Source organism: Nocardia sp. NPDC023733, from assembly GCF_040639775.1.
In the GTDB taxonomy this organism is placed as follows: domain Bacteria; phylum Actinomycetota; class Actinomycetes; order Mycobacteriales; family Mycobacteriaceae; genus Nocardia; species Nocardia rosealba.
In genome coordinates this window covers 2,140,492-2,157,599 of the sequence record NZ_JBFAAN010000001.1, presented here as the reverse complement: position 1 = coordinate 2,157,599, position 17,108 = coordinate 2,140,492, and the positions used below count along the sequence as shown (strand labels likewise).

The window sequence follows — 17,108 nt, the reverse complement described above, 5'->3', positions numbered from 1 at the left end:
GGATAGCGTTGGGATTACGGTGCTCACCTACGGCTCCTGCACCGATTAAGTTACTACGCATTCCTCGCGCTGTGACGAGAATTACGGGTAACATAGCGCAAGAATCGCCGATTGCCTATAGGTAGTCGACCAGGAGCTCATCTGGTTGTCGTCGGCGAGAATGGCTAGTAACTTATCGGTGATGTCGCCGCTGGGGTGGCTGTGCAGGAGGAACGCAATGTCCGCAGTGATCGTCGATGTGGTTCGCACCCCCTCGGGGCGGGGCAAACAAGGCGGTGGGCTCTCGTCGGTGCACCCGGCCACCCTGCTCGCGGGTGTGCTCGCCGAGCTCGTCGCCCGCACCGGCATCGACCCCGCCCTGGTGGACGATGTGATCGGCGGTTGCGTGACGCAGAGCGGCGAGCAGGCCAACAACATCTCCCGTACGGCGGTCCTCGCCGCCGGGTTCCCCGAATCCGTGCCGGCCACCACGGTCGACCGGCAGTGTGGATCCAGCCAGCAGGCCGTGCATTTCGCCGCTCAGGGGGTGCTCGCCGGCGCCTACGACGTCGCCATCGCCTGCGGTGTCGAGTCGATGAGCCGGGCACCGATGTTCTCCAACACCCAGGGCAAGGACTCCTTGCGCGGTCCGCTTGCCGTGCGCTACCCCGACGGGCTGATCGGCCAGGGTATCGCGGCCGAAATCCTTGCCGCGCGGTGGAAACTGGACCGGGCGACGCTGGACGATTTCGCCGCTCGTTCGCATCGTCTCGCAGCCGCCACCGCAGCGGCGGGCGGGTTCGATGCCGAACTGGTGTCCGCGGGCGAACTCACCGCGGATGAGACCATCCGGTCCGGCACCACGGTGGAAGGTCTGGCCGGCCTGCGCCCCGCGTTCACCGATCAGGAGATGGGACAACGGTTTCCGGAGATCGACTGGTCGGTGACAGCGGGTAATTCCTCGCCGCTCACCGACGGTGCCTCGGCCGCGCTCATCATGAGCGAGGCGATGGCGGCGAAGCTCGGCCTGACCCCGCGCGCCCGGTTCCATTCGTTCGCGGTCGTCGGCGACGACCCGACCCTGATGCTCACCGCCGTCGTCCCGGCGACCCGCAAGGCACTCGAGCGCGTGTCGCTGACCGTCGACGACATCGATACCTTCGAAGTGAACGAGGCGTTCGCGCCGGTGCCGCTGGTGTGGCAGCACGAACTCGGCGCCGACCCGGAACGGGTGAACCCGCGCGGTGGCGCCATCGCGCTCGGCCACCCGCTCGGCGCCTCGGGCACGCGCCTGCTCGCCACCATGGTCAACCACCTCGAGCAGACCGGCGGCCGGTACGGGCTGCAGACCATGTGCGAAGCGGGTGGCCTGGCCAACGCGACCATCATCGAACGGCTCTGACGCGCTCGCGCCTCGATTCCGTGATCAACCAGACCCTGGAGTAGTCATGCGTCGTCGGACCGCAGCGGTACCAACATCGGAACCGTCGGGCGACCGGCGGCGTTATATGGCCGGTCCGGCGGCGCTTCTCGGCGGCCCAGCGAATGTGATCATGCAACTGAGCTGGGCGCCGGTCGGTCGCGGTGTCGTGGAAAGCACCGTGACCAGTGGGCGTTTCGATCTGCGTCCACGGAAGCGGGGACGAACCACGTTGACGTACCTGGCGGTCGCGATGCTCGGCACCGAGGAAGATCGGGTCGCCTTCCGTGCGGCCGTGAACACCGCGCACCGGCAGGTGCGATCCCGGCCCGACAGCCCGGTGCGCTACAACGCCTTCGATCCGCGGCTGCAACTGTGGGTGGCGGCCTGCCTCTACCGTGGCACCCTCGATTCGGTGACCTTCCTGTTCGGTGCGCTGGACGAGGAGTCGGCGGACGAGTTGTACTCGGAATCGGCGAGATTCGGGACAACGCTGCAGGTGCCCCAGGAACTCTGGCCCCCGGATCGTGCCGCTTTCACCGAATATTGGGAGTCCATGCTCCCCGGCCTCTCCTTGGACGACGAGGTACGCGAATATCTGGTGAGCCAGGTGGTCGACATGGGCCCCTACCGGCCGTGGGAGCGACTCCTGTTCCGCCGGGTGAACAGGTTTTTCACCACCGGCTTTCTGCCGCAACACTTTCGCGATGAACTCGGGTTGCCCTGGAGTGGTCGCAAGCAGCGCGCGTTCGAGATCACGATGCGGGCGATCGGCCGCGTGCTGTCGGTGCTCCCCGAATCCTGGCGGCTCTACCCCTTCGAGACATATCTGCACGACATGCGCCGCCGACAGGCGCGCGGCATGCCGTTGGTGTGAGCGGCCTGCCGCGGATCCGTGGACTGCTACCGAGCGACCGGCAGACAGCGAACCGCACGAGGCGTCAGATGGCCCGCGCCCCGCAGCGTCGTGGCGTAGGCGCGGAGGGCGAGGCGGTCCTTGCGGGTCACCGTGAGACCGAGCAGTCGCGCGGCCTGATCGTGCAGCAGCGCGGGGATCGCGGCGCTCGGCGTGAACCGCGGCAGCCAGGCGTCGGGCCGGAGTGCCTGCGGCGCAAGGGTATCGGTGGCTGCGGTTACCTGCAACATCGTCGAACAAGCCTGATCGAAGTACGTGCGGAAGTCGGCCCAGGTGGTCGGCATGGGGCGGGTCGACAGCTCGTATCGCCGGTACCACTCGCAGCATTCGGCGTAGAGCCGTTCGCGCTCGTCGGCCGACATCGGGCGGATGAACGTGTCGACGGCGGTGAACAGAGTCTCCACGTAGGTGGCGTGCTGGAAGTGGAAGACCTCGGGATGCAACGCGTGGTATCGGTGCCCGAGGTCGTCACGACCTTTGACGTGTTCGTGCGCGGCGCGGATCACGAAGCGGGCGTCCGCACCGGTGTAGGCCAGCCGGATCATCTGTGAGACGGAACGTTGCTTGTGCCACCACAGCCGGTAGGACACATGATCGACGAGGCCGGCCGCGATCGCCGGATGCAGAACCTGCAGGGTGACCGCCCGGGGCAGGGCGAGTGCGAAACGCCGATCGCCCAGATAGCGAAGCAACAGCGAATCTGTCGAGGCGAGCTGCCGCGACATCATCGACAACCGTCGGCCGGTAGCTCGGATGTGCTGCGCGGGAGGTCGTGCACCGCGGGCTCGGCCTCCGCGGTGGTGCCGCGCCGGATCCTGCGTATCGCCGTGCGCCACAACAGTAACGGCACCGAGCCGGCGATCTGGGGTGCCATCCCGGAGCTCAGGCCGAGCCGCCATTGATCGCCGAGGGCCGCGCGACGGATCGATGCCGATGTTTCGGTCGGTCGTGGCATGTCGAAGGGCGGTGCGGGGTCGTACTCGATGTCCAGCTGAATGATCCGGGCCCGCTCGGTGCCGCACATTCTGCCGACCAGCCAGAGCGCCAGATCGATCCCCGCGGAAACGCCTGCGGCGGTGGCGATTCGGTCGGTGTGGACGAACCGTTCGCCGGGTCGGGGGTGGGCACCGAGTGTGGCGAGGGCTCGCTGAGCCGCCCAGTGGGTGGTGGCAGGTCGGCCGTCGAGCAGGCCCGCGGCGGCGAGGATCAGCGCGCCGGTGCAGACCGACGTCGTCCAGGTCGATGTCTCGTGGACTCGGCGAAGCCAGGCCAGCACTTGTTGGTCCGTCGCGACCACCGTGGCGGCGGGGCCGCCGGGCACGACGACGATGTCGGGATGCACCGTCTCGTCGAGCGTGTGGGTCGCGCCGAGCAGGAGGCTGCCGCTGTCGGTGACGATCGGACCGACCTCATGCCAGACGAATCGGATGCTCGTCGCCGGCATGAACCGGAGGACCTCGTACGGGCCTATCGCGTCCAATGCGGTCATGCCCGGGTAGATCAGCACGGCGATTTGCAAGTGGTTCACCACCGTTTATCGGCGTGGAACGCGCGGGCGACCATGGCCGACTTCAGCTGCCAGAGCCCGGTGGCGCCGGTCGCATCGATCCCGGTCAAGGCCGCGATCCGGCCGAGCCGGTAGATGATGGTGTTGGTGTGCACGTGCAGCTGCCGCGCGGTGCGCTGGCGATTCATATTGTTGGCGACGAGCACCCGGACGGTCTTGGACAACGCGGGATGATCGTCGAGCGGTGCGAGCAATTCGCCGAGTTCGGCCAGGCCGGGTCCGGGCCGGGTGAGCTGGTATTCGAGCGCGAGGTCTTCGAATCGGTAGAGCGCAGGTGGATAGCGGAGTCGGCCCGCGATGTCGAGAAGTTCGTGTGCGAGCTGTGCCGCGTCGGGAATGTCGGCGGTCCCGCTGACGACCACGGCCGCGGTGATCTTGGCGCGCGCAGCGGTCGAGAGTGTCTCGACGAGGCTGTCGAATCGGACATCATCGGTGTCGTCACCGGGGATCAGGATGGTGCCGCCGTCGGACGACAGCATCGCGAGAGCGGTATCGATGTGGCGCTCCAGTGCCTTGTGGACGCGGTGGAGTCGTCGCCGTGCCGTGTCGCCGGTCTGCCACTGCTCCGGAGATCTGCGGGGAATCGACACGGCGAGCACCCGATAAGCGTCCGCGATGTGCACGCCAGACTCCCGGGCCATCGTCGTCGTCGCGCGGCCGGCCAGCAGCGCCGAGGTGACGGTGCGCATCGCGGTGTGGTGTTCGCCTGCGACCACGCGGTATTCGCGCAAGTACGCGCTGATCATCGTGGTGGACAGGAGATTCGACAGTCGTACGGATGCCCGCAGCCCCTGGGCGAGCGTGTCGTCGTCATCACCGTTGCGGGGCGAGAACACCGTGTCCACGCTCGCCCACAGCGCCTCGTGGAAGGCACGGAGGATGTCCTCGATCGACAGCCCTTCCCTGGCCCAGACGGCCGCGGCGGTCGTGAGCCAGTCGAGTTCGCCCGCGACAACCTCGTCGTCGACGATGCCCCGGCCGATGCGCGCACACATGCCGGTGGCCGCGGTGATCTCGTCCGAGATCGCATCACCGAGCAGCGCACGGCGCCTGGCGAGGTCGCGGACGAAGTAGCTGACGACCCGTCCGGTCATGACGGCGACATCGGGCTGCGCACACCGCAGTGGTCGGTCGGCCAGGTCGAGCGGCATCGCCGGATCCTCCTCGATGGCGCCACCCGCGGCGCCGTGGGTGCGGCCGAGTGCTGAAGCCGGCCTGAGCGGTGGTGCCGTCTGTGGTTCTCGGATCGTCATGGTGTGTCCACGGCTTCCAGTCGGTGTCGCAGGACTTTGCCGGTGGCATTGCGCGGCAGGGCGTCGACGAACCGCACCTCGCGGGGAACCTTGTGTCGCGCAAGGGTTGTGCGCACGTACTCCTTCACCTCGCGCTCGGTGCACGCGGCGCCCGGGGCACGCACCACATAGGCGCGCAGGCTCTGCCCGAAATCGCGGTCGGCGACGCCGACGACGGCCGCCTCGAAGATGTCGGGCCGGTCGACGAGCAGGTTCTCGACCTCGAGCGGGTAGACGTTCTCCCCGCCGGAGACGATCATGTCGTCGTCACGTCCGTCGATGAACAACCTGCCCTCGGCGTCGACATGGCCGAGATCGCCGCTCGAGCACAGCCCGTCGATCATCTCCTTGCCGGTGCCGTCGGTATAGCCGCTGAAGCTGAGGCCGCTGGTGACGAAGACGGTCCCGACCACGCCCGGCGTGGTGATCCGGCGACGTTGCTCGTCGTAGATCGCGACCCGGCAGCCCACGGGCGGGCGCCCGACCGTGCCCGGCGCCTCGCGCAGATCCCGCGGTGTGGCGACGGCGGCCACGGCGACCTCGGTGGAGGCGTAGAGGTTGTAGAGCACCTCGCCGAAATGCTGTGCGGTGCGCCGGCTCAGGTCCGGTGCCAGTGCCGATCCTGCCGAGAAGATCACCGTCAACGCGGAGGTGTCGTATTCGGCCAGCACCTCTTCCCCCAGATCGACGATGCGCTGCAGCATGGTCGGAACCAGGACGAGCGCGCTCGCGCGGTGGCGGGCGACGGCGGCAAGGGTGTTGCGCGGATCGAACCGGTCCGGCAACAGCACCACCGCGTTGCCGAGCGCCCAGCCCAGAATCAGCTGCGACAGGCCGGTGCCGTGGAACAGGGGCGCGGCGAGCACGATGGTGCTCGCCTTGGGTAGCGGGATGCGATCCAGGAACTGTGCCGACTGCAACGGCGAAACCTTGCCGCGCGGAGCACCTTTCGGTGTTCCGGTGGTGCCGCTGGTGAGCACGACGATGCCACCGGTCGAGGCAGGCGCGGGCAGTGGAACGCCGGAGTGCCACGCCGCGACGGCATGGATCGTCGGCCGCCCCGGCCGATTGGTGTCGCCCGCACGCGTGAGGATGATCGGCACCTCGCGCGCGAGATCGTCGAACAGGTCGGCGAACTCGGCGTCGACGAGCAACATCTCGATCCGCTCGCGCTCCACGACCGTGCGCAGTTGCGGGCCTGCCATGCCGGTGTTGAGCAGGACGATGCGTGCGCCGAGCTTGCCCGCTGCCAGCAGCGACAGAATGAAGCCGCGGTGGTCGCGGCACAACGCGCCGACCACTGTCTCGGCCGTGACCCCTTGCGCGGCCAGGCCGTTGGCGAGGCGGTTGGAGGCGTGATCGAGCTGTTCGAAGGTGATCGGTCCGCGGTCGTCGATCAGTGCGGTGGCCGAACTCGCGACGCGGGTGGCGTGCGCCAGCGTGGTCACGGCCGGACCGAGAGCGGCGGCGTCACGGGCTGTCCGTAAGAGCTCGATCGGGTGCCGGAGTTCGATCGCGCCGCGTCGGTGCAGGACAGCGGCGGCGGCCAGGGAGTCGGCAACGGCGCGGACGACCTCGGTCGGTGCGAAGGAGACGGACGGCACGGATACCTCCGAGGGTCGGTCGTCGGCAAGGAGCTGCCGCCGGCTAGGCGGAATGGAAGCCAGCCTAGCAGTCGCGAGAATTGCGGGTAACTTATTCGCGGAAATCGCGAGAGCGGCCGACATGGCGCAATGAGAGTCCGGTCGGGTTCGACGCAAACTGGCCCGAAGACGTAAGAATTGTCAGTAACATAAGCTCGACGTCGAGGCGTGCTCGGCGGTGATCCGCGCTCGCGAGATTCCGGGGCGAGACGCCTCTGGGAAAGGATGACGATGACCACGGCAACGAAGCCCGGCGAACCCGACTACTCGGACCCGAACAGCGAGGGATATGTCGACGAGAGTCCGGGCGGGCACTGGCGACCCACCGCCGGACCGGCCACGGGATCGGGACTCGCGCCGGTTCCCCGCGAGCTGACCCTCGACCGGGTACGCATCCACATCCCCGACACCTACCGATCACCGCGCAAGCGGCCCGCCCGGCTGGCCGACGCCCTGGACTTCTGGATGTTCGCCGGTGCGGCCGCGAACGTGGCGATGCAGTTCGCCCATCAGGGTGTGGCCGCCGGTGTCATGGAAAGCCAGGTGGAATCCGGTGCCCTCATGGTGCACCCGTGGAAGCGGCTGCGCACCACCTCCGCCTACCTTGCGGTGGCCATCCTCGGCACCGACGAGGACAAGAAGGCGATGCGCGAGGCGGTGAACGTCGCGCATCGGCAGGTCAGGTCCCGGCCTGAATCCAAGGTGAAGTACAACGCCTTCGACCGCAATCTGCAGCTCTACGTCGCCGCCGCCATCTACATCGGCTTCGAGGACACCCACCAGTTGCTGTGCGGCAAGATGACCGAGGAAGAGCTGGAAGCGTTCTATCAAGGCGCCGACACCTTCGGTACGACCCTGCAGGTCCACCCCGACATGTGGCCCAAGACCCGCGCCGACTTCGACGAGTACTGGCTCGAGGCGTGCGAGCAGGTGGTCTGCGACGACGAATTCCGTGCCTACATCGACGATCTCGTGCACCTGCGGATGATCCACTGGTCGCTGCGGCTGCTGTTCGGCGGCCTCCTGGAGTTTCTGACCTCCGGATTCCTGCCACCGCACTTCCGTGAGCAGATGGGGATCGAATGGAGCGAATCCGACCAGCGCCGGTTCGAGAACCTCTTCCTGTTCGTCGGTTTCGTCAACCGGTTCATCCCGAAATTCATCCGGTTCGCCGGTACCCACTCGATGATGCGTGACGTGCGGCGCCGCATCCGCAAGCAGAAACCGCTCATCTGAGGCGGGCCGCACGTCGTCGCATCGGTCAGCTCCGCACCTCCGAGGCCGTCGGAGCTGAGGTGCCGGGGTCGGCCGATCGGCCGGCCGGCAGCGTGTAGGTGGCCGCGATCGACAACACCGCGACGACGAAGCAGGCGGCGGTGTACCAGAGGTTGCCGATGGGGTCACCGTTGCCGGTCTCGCCGTCGGTCGCCGCGAAGAAATCGGGGAGGGCGGCGAGCCAGAGACCGGCGAAGACCAGCAGGTAGAAGCTCGCGAAACGCTGGACGAAGGGATCGGTGTAGCCGGGGTCCTCGGTGGCGCCCCGGCGCAGGTCCGACCACTGGCGGAACATGACGATCGAGGCGACCACCATCAGCACCGCGAGTTCCAGCGCGTACACCACCCCGCGCACCGTGGTGCTGCTCATGCCGAGCACGGTCGCCGGAAGCGGCAGCAGGAAAGTGCCCACCGAGGCGAGCAGGCCGATGACCACAGTGCGCCAGGTCAATTCGATGCCCGTGAACCGCCGGCCCGCGTCGACATGCCGTCCGACGAAGTACTGCACGCAGAACGCCAGCGACATCGGCCACAGCGCGGCGAACACCACCACGCTGCCCATCGGCACCGAATCGAACATCGGCTGGTTGATCGGATTGTCCACCGACCACTCCCACCAGCGCAGTTGCGGCCCGAGGTGGTCGAAGATCTCGTAGAAGGCGTGGTGCACGAAACCGACGCAGGTGGCGCCGATCAGCACGCCGAACCGGCGGAAGATACCGAGCATGCGCACCAGGCCGAAGGCCATCGTCGCCATCAGCGGATAGATCGCGATGATGTAGATCGGCAGGCGGCCCCACAGGAAGTCGACGGTGAACACGTTGTGCGCGAACATCGTGTCGACGTGGTCCTCGATGCCGAACGCGGCGGGGAAGTACAGCGGCGGCTCGATGATGAACAGGTACGCGGTCGCGCCGAACCACAGGACGAGGTTGGTCGGGTCGCCGTGGCGGCGCAGGCGGACGATCGCGAACCAGAGCGCCAGCACCGCACCGAGCACGATGATCAGTTCGAGAACGGGCAGGGTCCAGTTCTCCAGCCCGAACGGGCTGCGGAACTCGACGAGCCCACCGGCCTCCTCGCAGGAGAAACCGAGCTGGACCGCGAGGTCGGCGAAGGTGGGGGAACAGTGTTCGGCCATGGGTCGGCCCTTCTAGGAGCTCACGGAATCGGCGGTGTACCAGCGGGTGACGTCGTAGCCCTCGTCGTAGCGGCGGAACCACTCACCGGCCAGGTCGGGCAGTTTCTCGTGCGCGGGGTTGTGGCCCGGCGTCTGGCTGCGGATGATCCCGCCAAGGGCGACGAGCTGTTCCTTCAGGCCGAGATCGTCGAAGGCGCGCGGCATCGTGCCGTTGTCGGCCGGGCGCAGGCCGGGCAGCAGCCGGCGCAGGGTCTGCTGATTGCGGTAGCTCGCGAACATCGACAGCGCGTCGACCTGCCGGTCTTCCAGTGGCACATGTTCGTTGAAGCCGGCGCAGGCCACCCGGATCACCCGCAGCACGTGCCGGAACACCGACGGCGCCACCCGCATCCGGTACAGCTCACTGTTCACCACCGAGTTGAAGATGATCAGCGCCGAACTGCGGTGCTCGACCTCCTCGACGAAATGCCAGATGAACAGCGAGGCCACCCGGTCGTCGCCGGGGGCGAACAACGTGGAGTCGTTGTCGAGCATCAGCTTGAACACCGGGGTGAAGGTGGCCTCGAGGTCGGCGGTGTAGGCCAGGCGGTACTTCACCGGGGTGCTCGCGGTGAGTTCGTCGAACTCGCGGATCACGGCGTCGAGGGTCTGCTGCAGGCCCGGGTAGCGACGGATCAGACCTTTCACATGCTGGCGGTGCGCGGTGGAATGCTGACCCTCCTGACGCATGAACGCGTCGGCCTCCTCGGCCACCTCGGGGTCGGTGATCTGCGGTTTCGCCTGGTTGATGAGCTGCACGATCATCTTCTCGAAGCCGATCGCCAGGAACGAGACAGCGTTGGCCATCGAGGAGAACGCCGGGTTCTGTGGGTTCCACAGAAACGGCACGTCGTAGTCGGCGAACGCGAAATCCATCTTGCGGACGTGAAGTTCGGTCACGGTGAGTACCTCGTTGTTCGGGCGTGCGCCGGTCCGGCCGCCACTCGGTTGGGTGAGGTAATCATACGACTGTACGTTCGTCTGTATGATTACTTTGGCGGAATCCGCTGTGACCTGCGCTTGTGCTAGCGTCCACCGGGTGGCGCGCAGACGGGGATGGGGCGGTAGTCCGCCGGGGGACGACGCGGAGGCGACGCGCCGGATCGTCGCGGCGGCAGTCGAATTGATCGGGCGCACCGGGGCGGAGATCAGCATCGCCGATGTCGCGGAATCGCTCGGTGTCATCCGGCAGACGGTCTACCGGTACTTTCCGAGCGCCGACGCGCTGATGACGGCCGCCGCGATGGCGTCGGTGGAGGGTTTCCTCGACCGGCTCGCGGCGCAGGTGCGCGGGCTCGGTGATCCGGTGGAGGCGATGGTCGAGGCGGTGGTCTACACGCTGGCCGAGGTGCGCCGCACACCGCACCTGGGCATCCTGCTGTCGAGTTCCTACTCCAACGTCCGCCCGGACAGCCTCACCTCCGAGGAGGCGCAGGCCTTCGGCATGACCATGATCCGGCGGTTCGACGTGGACTGGGCCGCGCACGGCTACGACGAGCAGGCGCTGCGGGAACTGGTCGAATACGTCCTGCGGACCATGCAGTCGTTCTTCTTGTCGCCCGGTGACCCGCCGCGCACCGACGACGAACTACGCCGTTACCTGCGGCGGTGGATGGGCACGGCCATCAGCGCTCAGACCGCGGCCGGACAATTCCTCGAGCGCTGAGGCCGCTGCTGTTTTCTGGCGTGTCCCGCGGGGGCGGCCGACGAGGACTCCGTGCGATGACGTCGTTGGCATCGCGGTGGAGCGTCGGCCCGACCCCGCGGGTGCACCGGTGTCGACACCGTGACCGAAAAACATTGCTCTCCCGGACCGTTCGGCGCCTCGTACAACGGGCCGGTCGAGCACCACATCAGGGTGGTTCCCGCTGGGTGACGGCTCAAACGTGGTTCGCCGTGGCTGGTTGAGGACGGATTCACCGGGTAGGCAGCGGATATGGAGATTCTCGTGATTCTCGCCGTGGTCGTCGTGGTGGCGGCCGTCGTGCTGTGGCGCAAGACGCGCGGTGGACCCAAGCCGCCGGACGAGCCCGAATGGACGGGCAATCCGCCCCGCTGAGCGTTTTCGGCTCAGGGCTTTCTCGCCACGGCCAGGACGTTCTTCCCGAACAGCTTGCCGGTCACCGACTGCAGGGCCTTGCTGAGCGGGAAGACGACCCGGTCGTAGAACTTGAGCGCGCGCACATTGATACTGCCGTCGTCGTTGCCGAGCAGCTTGTAGGCCATGGTGGCGAAGAACCCGATCGGATCGCAGTAGCGCGAATCCACCACCTCGAGCCCGGCATTGCGCAGAATCCGGTTCAACTGCGTGCGCCGGTAACGGCGGTAGTGCTCGACTTTCACATCCATCGAGGAGAACAGCATCTCGAGCGCGGGCACGTAGATCACCATCGTGCCACCGGGCCGCAGCAGTGACGCCAAGTGTTCGGCGGCTTCCTGGTCGTTCTTGATGTGCTCGAAAACGTTGAAAGAGTAGATGAGTCCGTATTTTTCGGCCTCGGGCGGTTCGGTCTCGCAGTCGACGACTTTGTAGCCCTTCGCCAGCAGCACCTTCTGCAGGTCGGGGTCGGGTTCGAGACACTCGGGGAAGATCTCGCGTTCGGCGAGCAGATCGGCGTAGGTGCCCTGCCCCGCGCCGAAATCGAGCACCCGCAGATCCGGTGTGGTGACATGGTTTTCGACGCAGTCGAGGAGAAATTTGTTGTAGTTGATCGCTTCGGCCATCACCTCGAGGTTGTCGCACCCGGTGTAGGCGAAATTGCTGCTGGTCACGCTCGGTCCCCTCAATTCATCGAAATGTGTGAGTCCGTCCGTTCGAGCGGCCATGATGCCACGTCGCGGTCACAATGGTCGTCGAACACCCGTACCGAGCAGGGAGTGACCGTGTCCACCGTCTTCGAAGAATCGGGCGCGGTCGCGGCCCGTCGCCTCGTCGTTGCCCTCGGCGCGGCGATTGTGCTCGCCGTCGCGTTCGTGCTCGCGCCGCCCGTCGTGGCGGGGTGGTTGCCCGGTGCCGATTTCGCCGACGAGCACGCACTGCGCGCCGGTTTCCGGTCCGCGTTCGTCACGTATTGGCAAGCAGGACAGGCGGAATTCACGCCCGAGCTGCAGGCGGCGGTGGACTACTGGTTCTGGTACCACCTCGTGAAGGCGGCGGTGGCGTTCCTGTGGTCGATCGTGCTCGTCGCGCTCGGGGTGATGCTGTGGCGGTCCTCGCTGGGTACCCGGCAGCCGAAGCGAACGATGTTCGCGGTGGCGGGGGTGATCACCACGCTGGTGCTCGCGGTAGCCGGGGTGGCGGTGCTCGCCAATATTCAAGGGGCCGTGACACCGTTCGCGTCCTTGCTGCCGATGGCGGTCGACGGTGCGGCCGACGCGCCGCCGGCCGGGGTACTGACCGAGGTGGGGCAGGGGCTCGACAGCTACCCCGGTGGCCCGGCGCCGCTGGAGGTGATGGTCGAGGACTTCGCGCGCTATCACGTCGCGATGGCCGTGCTCGCTGCGGTGGCGTCGGCCGGACTCCTCGGGCTCGGTGTCGTGCTGTGGCGGCGTCGCGCAGGCGCGGCCGGTCGCGTCCTCGGTGCCTATGCCCTGGCAGCGGCGGCCCTCGGCCTGCTGTTCGCGGTGGTCACGGTCGCCAACGTGACCACCGCGCTCGATCCGGCCCCCGGGCTCGCCGCCCTGATGACGGGTGGCTGGTAGTCAGTCAGCGAGCCTGCCAGTTCGGGCTGCGTTTCTCGACGAACGCCATCAGGCCTTCGCGGACGTCCGCCGAGCGCGTGAGTTCGGCGATCTCGCGGTCGGACCGGTCCCAGGCGTCCTCGTCGGGCAGGGCGCCGTCGACGATGCCGAGCGCTACCCGCTTACTCGCCTGCACCGCCAGCGGCGCGTTCGCCGCGATCCGCGTGGCCAGCTCCAGCGCGGTGTCGAGGACCCGGTCGGCGGGCACCACCCGGTTGACCAGACCGAACTCCAACGCGCGTGCGGCGGTGATCGGCTCGCCGGTCAGGATCATCTCCATGGCGACCTTGCGCGGCAGCTGTTCGGGCAGCCGGAACGCGCCACCCGCGGCGGCGAAGAGACCACGTGCCACCTCGGGCAGCCCGAACGTGGCCGTCGACGCGGCGACGGCCAGGTCGCTGGCCAGCACCAGCTCGGTGCCGCCACCGAGCGCGAGCCCGTTCACGGCCGCGATGGTCGGCTTGCTGATGGGATGGCGCATGTAACCACCGATGCCCCAGTGTTCGTGTCCGGCCGCCAGAATCGACTCACCGCGCCCGAGTGCGCGCAGATCCGCCCCGGCGCAGAAGGCCCGGTCGCCGGCGCCGGTGAGGACGAAGGCCCGCACGGCCCGATCGTTGTCGGCCTGTTCCAGGGCCGCGCCGAGCTGGGCGCTGACCTCCCCGTCGATCGCGTTCATGGCCTCGGGCCGGTTGATGACGGCGACGAGCACATGCTCGTGCATCTCGACGAGAACGGCGCTCACGATCGACTCCTGCCTTCGTTGTCCCGGCCGGTCGTGGACGGAACCCGACCGACAAGTACCACGCCGCAAGTAGGCTCCGAAAAAAATTCGCGAAAGAATTTCCGGCGGGTGTCGATTCGCGTGGTGCCCGTTCGACCTACGGATGAACGCAGCGCCCACCAGGGGCACCGACCCGAAGGAGACACACCATGAAGTACATGCTGATCATGCGCGCTACCGACGAGGCCTTCGCCGAGTTCGAGAACGTGAGTTTCGAGGAGATGCTCGACACCATGGGCAAGTTCAACGACGAACTGATCCGCGCCGGCGTGCTCGTCGCCGCGGAAGGGCTCGAAGACGCCGCCGAAGGTGTTGTCGTCGACTACTCGTCCGAGCCGCCGGTGGTCACCGACGGTCCCTACGGCGAGACCAAGGAACTGTTCGGCGGGTACTACATCCTCAACGTGGCATCGAAGGAAGAGGCCGTCGAGTGGGCCAAGCGGATGCCGATGACCGGTCCCGGCATCAAGACCGAGATCCGGCGGGTGCCCTCCATCGACGAATTCCCCAAGGACAACGTCTGGGTTCAGAAGGAACGGGCCTGGCGCGAGTCCACCGGACAGCTCTGAGGCGATGACGGAGCACACCGGACGTGCGGCGGTCGCCGCCGTATGGCGGATCGAATCGGCGCGCATCGTCGGCGCGCTGGCCCGCTACACCGGCGACTTCGCGATGGCCGAGGACCTCGCCCAGGAAGCACTGGCCGAAGCCTTGGTGACGTGGCCGCGCGACGGTGTGCCCGCGCATCCGGCCGGGTGGTTGCTCACCACCGGACGACGGCGCGCGATCGACGCGTTCCGTCGCCGTGCCGCCCTGGACGAGCGCTACACCGCCCTCGCCACCGGACTCGGCGAGGGCGGTGCGTTCGCCGGCGGCGAGTCGGTCCCCGCCGGTGAACCGGTGTGGGATCCCGAGCAGATCGACGACGACGTCCTCGCCCTGATCTTCATCGCCTGCCACCCGGTGCTCTCGCGCGAGGCGCGGCTGGCGCTGACCCTGCGCGTGGTCGGCGGTCTGACCAGCGACGAGATCGCCGCGGCCTGCCTGGTGCCGACCGCGACCGTGCAGGCACGGATCACCCGGGCCAAGAAGACCCTCGCCGCGGCAAGGGTTCCGTTCGAGGTGCCACCGCTCGCCGAACGTCGCGAGCGGCTCGGCTCGGTGCTCGGCGTGATCTATCTGATCTTCACCGAGGGATCGACGGCGAGCAGCGGCGGCGACCTGATCCGGTTCGACCTCGCCGGGGAAGCGCAGCGCCTGGCGCGGGTGCTCGCGCGGCTGATGCCCGGCGAACCCGAGGTCTTCGGTCTGCTAGCCCTGCTCGAACTCACCGCCGCCCGGTTTCCCGCCCGCACCGGACCCGACGGCGAACCGGTGCTGCTCGAGCAGCAGGACCGGCATCGCTGGGATCGGACCGCGATCCGGCGCGGCCGTGCCGCCCTGGCCAAGGCCGAACAGGTCGGGCGTGGGCTCGGTGCCTACGGGCTGCAGGCCGCGATCGCCGAGTGCCATGCCGTCGCCCCGTCGGTCGAGCGGACGAACTGGGAGCGCATCGTGCTGCTGTACGAGGCACTCGGCAGGCTCGCGCCCTCACCGGTGGTCGAGCTGAACCGGGCCGTCGCGGTGTCGATGGCCGCCGGAGCCGCTGCGGGGCTCGCCGTCGTCGACGAGCTGTCGGCCGGGGGAGCGTTGTCGTCGTCGCATCTGCTGCCGAGCGTGCGTGGGGAACTGCTGATCCGCCTCGGTCGCGTCGAGGAGGCGCGCGGCGAGCTCACCGAGGCGATCCGACGCTGCCGCAACGACCGCGAGAAGGCCGTGCTCGCGGGCAAACTCCAGGCACTCTGACCACAACGACACACAAGCGTAAAGTTTTGTCCGCGTACCGATCGGGTAGTCCGGAATGGCGACGACGAGAGGTTTGTGGATGTCTCAGGAATCGAAATCGGTGTTGCACCGGGCAATCGGTGCATCGGCGATCGGAAATGCGGTCGAATGGTTCGACTACGGCGTCTACGCCTACCTCGCCACCTATATCGCGGCATCGCTTTTCCCCGGTGACGGTACCGGATCCAGCGTTATCTATACGCTGCTCGGTTTCGCGGTCTCCTTTCTGATCCGCCCGATCGGCGGCATGATCTGGGGCCCGCTCGGCGACCGCATCGGCCGCAAACGCGTGCTCGCGATGACCATCATGCTGATGGCCGGTTCCACCCTCGCCGTCGGTCTGATCCCGAGTTACGAGGTCATCGGCATCGCCGCGCCGATCCTGCTGTACGCGCTGCGCATGGTCCAGGGTCTGTCCGCCGGCGGCGAATACGGCGGCGCCGCAACGTTCATGGCGGAATACGCGCCCGACCGTAAGCGCGGTTTCTACGGCAGTTTCCTCGAAGTCGGCACACTCGCCGGTTTCACGCTCGGTAATCTGACGGCGCTGCTGCTGGTGAATGTGCTCGATGGTGCGAGCATGGAATCGTGGGGCTGGCGCATTCCGTTCCTGATCGCCGCACCGCTCGGCCTGATCGGTATGTATCTGCGCAGCCGGGTCGAGGACACCCCGGTATTCCGCGAAATCGAGGCGAAAGACGAGACGGAGGAAACGGTCGGGGTCTATCGCGATCTGCTGACCAAATACCTGCGCCCGGTGCTGACTCTTTTCGGTCTGGTCATCGCCTTGAACGTGGTGAATTACTCGCTGCTGAGCTACACACCGACCTATCTCGGCAACACCATCGGTATGGCGGAATCCGACGCGCTGCTCGTGCCGCTGATCGGCCAGATCGTGATGCTGCTGACCCTGCCGTTCCTCGGTGCGCTGTCGGACCGGATCGGTCGCAGGCCGATGTGGTTGTTCTCCTGCGCGGCGCTGATGATCACGGTGATCCCGGTGTACATCCTGATCGGCACCTCGCTCACCGGCGCCATCGTCGGCTTCGCCATCCTCGGCCTGCTCTACGCGCCGCAGCTGGCCACCATTTCGGCGACCTTCCCGGCCATGTTCCCCACCATCGTGCGGTTCGCGGGTGTGGCGATCGGCTACAACGTGGCCACCTCGATCTTCGGTGGCACCGCGCCGGTGATCAACCAGTCGCTCATCGAGCTGACCGGCGACAACCTGTTCCCGGCCTACTACATGTTCGGCGCGTGTCTGGTGGGTCTGATCGCGGCCTACTTCCTCATCGAGACCAAGGGCATGTCGCTGCGTGGCACCCAGGTGCCCGGTACGCCGGAAGCCCTCGAGGAACAGCGCGAGCTCGGCGAGCCGGTGGAACTCGTCGAGGGGCTGGACCCTGCTGTCCCGGTGAAGTAGGCCC

At 67.4% G+C, this 17,108-nt stretch carries 17 protein-coding genes; 9 read left to right on the top strand and 8 right to left on the bottom strand.

Annotated features, from left to right (window positions below; translation table 11 throughout):
* Positions 1–217: 217 nt before the first annotated feature.
* Positions 218–1,381: a thiolase family protein gene (locus tag AB0F86_RS09990; protein WP_181697374.1), complete on the top strand. Its 1,164-nt coding sequence runs from the start codon at positions 218–220 to the stop codon at positions 1,379–1,381.
* A gap of 46 nt (positions 1,382–1,427) precedes the next feature.
* A complete protein-coding gene (locus AB0F86_RS09985; RefSeq protein ID WP_356983316.1) occupies positions 1,428–2,276 on the top strand; it encodes an oxygenase MpaB family protein in 849 nt (282 codons plus the stop codon).
* A gap of 26 nt (positions 2,277–2,302) precedes the next feature.
* On the opposite strand, the gene AB0F86_RS09980 is transcribed toward AB0F86_RS09985, so the two are convergent.
* Genes AB0F86_RS09980 through AB0F86_RS09965 form a run of 4 tightly spaced genes read right to left on the bottom strand, consistent with a single transcriptional unit; the run spans position 2,303 to position 6,778 of the window.
* Positions 2,303–3,043: an oxygenase MpaB family protein gene (locus tag AB0F86_RS09980; RefSeq protein ID WP_356983315.1), complete on the bottom strand. Its 741-nt coding sequence runs from the start codon at positions 3,041–3,043 to the stop codon at positions 2,303–2,305.
* Entirely contained in the window at positions 3,040–3,834 is a 795-nt protein-coding gene (locus tag AB0F86_RS09975; protein ID WP_356983769.1) for a DJ-1/PfpI family protein, read from the bottom strand. Before AB0F86_RS09975 ends, AB0F86_RS09980 begins: the two co-directional genes overlap by 4 nt.
* 5 nt (positions 3,835–3,839) lie before the next feature.
* On the bottom strand, positions 3,840–5,135 hold the full coding sequence (locus AB0F86_RS09970) for a helix-turn-helix domain-containing protein (RefSeq protein WP_356983314.1): 1,296 nt from the start codon (positions 5,133–5,135) through the stop codon (positions 3,840–3,842).
* A complete protein-coding gene (locus AB0F86_RS09965; RefSeq protein WP_356983312.1) occupies positions 5,132–6,778 on the bottom strand; it encodes an AMP-binding protein in 1,647 nt (548 codons plus the stop codon). The genes AB0F86_RS09970 and AB0F86_RS09965 overlap by 4 nt, the downstream gene beginning before the upstream one ends.
* Before the next feature lie 270 nt (positions 6,779–7,048).
* Between AB0F86_RS09965 and AB0F86_RS09960 the strand changes: the two genes are divergently transcribed.
* Positions 7,049–8,053 (top strand): oxygenase MpaB family protein, encoded by a 1,005-nt coding sequence (locus AB0F86_RS09960; RefSeq protein WP_181697377.1) that lies wholly within the window; start codon positions 7,049–7,051, stop codon positions 8,051–8,053.
* A gap of 25 nt (positions 8,054–8,078) precedes the next feature.
* On the opposite strand, the gene AB0F86_RS09955 is transcribed toward AB0F86_RS09960, so the two are convergent.
* Positions 8,079–9,233, bottom strand: coding sequence for a hypothetical protein (locus AB0F86_RS09955; protein WP_356983311.1), 1,155 nt, complete (start codon positions 9,231–9,233; stop codon positions 8,079–8,081).
* Between the two features lie 12 nt (positions 9,234–9,245).
* Positions 9,246–10,172 carry a metal-dependent hydrolase gene (locus AB0F86_RS09950; RefSeq protein WP_225279526.1) on the bottom strand — a complete coding sequence of 309 codons (927 nt, stop codon included), beginning with the start codon at positions 10,170–10,172 and terminating at the stop codon, positions 9,246–9,248.
* Positions 10,173–10,311: 139 nt separating this feature from the next.
* Here AB0F86_RS09950 and AB0F86_RS09945 point away from each other — a divergent pair, with 139 nt between their 5' ends.
* A complete protein-coding gene (locus AB0F86_RS09945) occupies positions 10,312–10,938 on the top strand; it encodes a TetR/AcrR family transcriptional regulator (RefSeq protein ID WP_067488834.1) in 627 nt (208 codons plus the stop codon).
* A gap of 270 nt (positions 10,939–11,208) precedes the next feature.
* Entirely contained in the window at positions 11,209–11,331 is a 123-nt protein-coding gene (locus tag AB0F86_RS09940) for a hypothetical protein (RefSeq protein ID WP_255284010.1), read from the top strand.
* Positions 11,332–11,342: 11 nt separating this feature from the next.
* On the opposite strand, the gene AB0F86_RS09935 is transcribed toward AB0F86_RS09940, so the two are convergent.
* The gene (locus tag AB0F86_RS09935; RefSeq protein WP_356983308.1) at positions 11,343–12,044 is read right to left on the bottom strand and encodes a class I SAM-dependent methyltransferase; all 702 of its coding nucleotides are present in this window, start codon (positions 12,042–12,044) and stop codon (positions 11,343–11,345) included.
* A 111-nt stretch (positions 12,045–12,155) separates the two neighbouring features.
* Here AB0F86_RS09935 and AB0F86_RS09930 point away from each other — a divergent pair, with 111 nt between their 5' ends.
* On the top strand, positions 12,156–12,974 hold the full coding sequence (locus AB0F86_RS09930) for a hypothetical protein (RefSeq protein ID WP_181697381.1): 819 nt from the start codon (positions 12,156–12,158) through the stop codon (positions 12,972–12,974).
* A 4-nt stretch (positions 12,975–12,978) separates the two neighbouring features.
* On the opposite strand, the gene AB0F86_RS09925 is transcribed toward AB0F86_RS09930, so the two are convergent.
* On the bottom strand, positions 12,979–13,761 hold the full coding sequence (locus AB0F86_RS09925; RefSeq protein ID WP_356983768.1) for a crotonase/enoyl-CoA hydratase family protein: 783 nt from the start codon (positions 13,759–13,761) through the stop codon (positions 12,979–12,981).
* A 185-nt stretch (positions 13,762–13,946) separates the two neighbouring features.
* Between AB0F86_RS09925 and AB0F86_RS09920 the strand changes: the two genes are divergently transcribed.
* The 3 genes from AB0F86_RS09920 to AB0F86_RS09910 all read left to right on the top strand — a co-directional run bounded on the left by AB0F86_RS09920 (position 13,947) and on the right by AB0F86_RS09910 (position 17,104).
* Positions 13,947–14,366 (top strand): YciI family protein, encoded by a 420-nt coding sequence (locus AB0F86_RS09920; RefSeq protein ID WP_181697382.1) that lies wholly within the window; start codon positions 13,947–13,949, stop codon positions 14,364–14,366.
* A 4-nt stretch (positions 14,367–14,370) separates the two neighbouring features.
* Complete coding sequence (locus AB0F86_RS09915) at positions 14,371–15,642, top strand: DUF6596 domain-containing protein (protein WP_356983305.1); 1,272 nt, start codon at positions 14,371–14,373, stop codon at positions 15,640–15,642.
* Positions 15,643–15,721: 79 nt separating this feature from the next.
* Positions 15,722–17,104: an MFS transporter gene (locus AB0F86_RS09910; protein ID WP_220139185.1), complete on the top strand. Its 1,383-nt coding sequence runs from the start codon at positions 15,722–15,724 to the stop codon at positions 17,102–17,104.
* Positions 17,105–17,108: the final 4 nt, after the last annotated feature.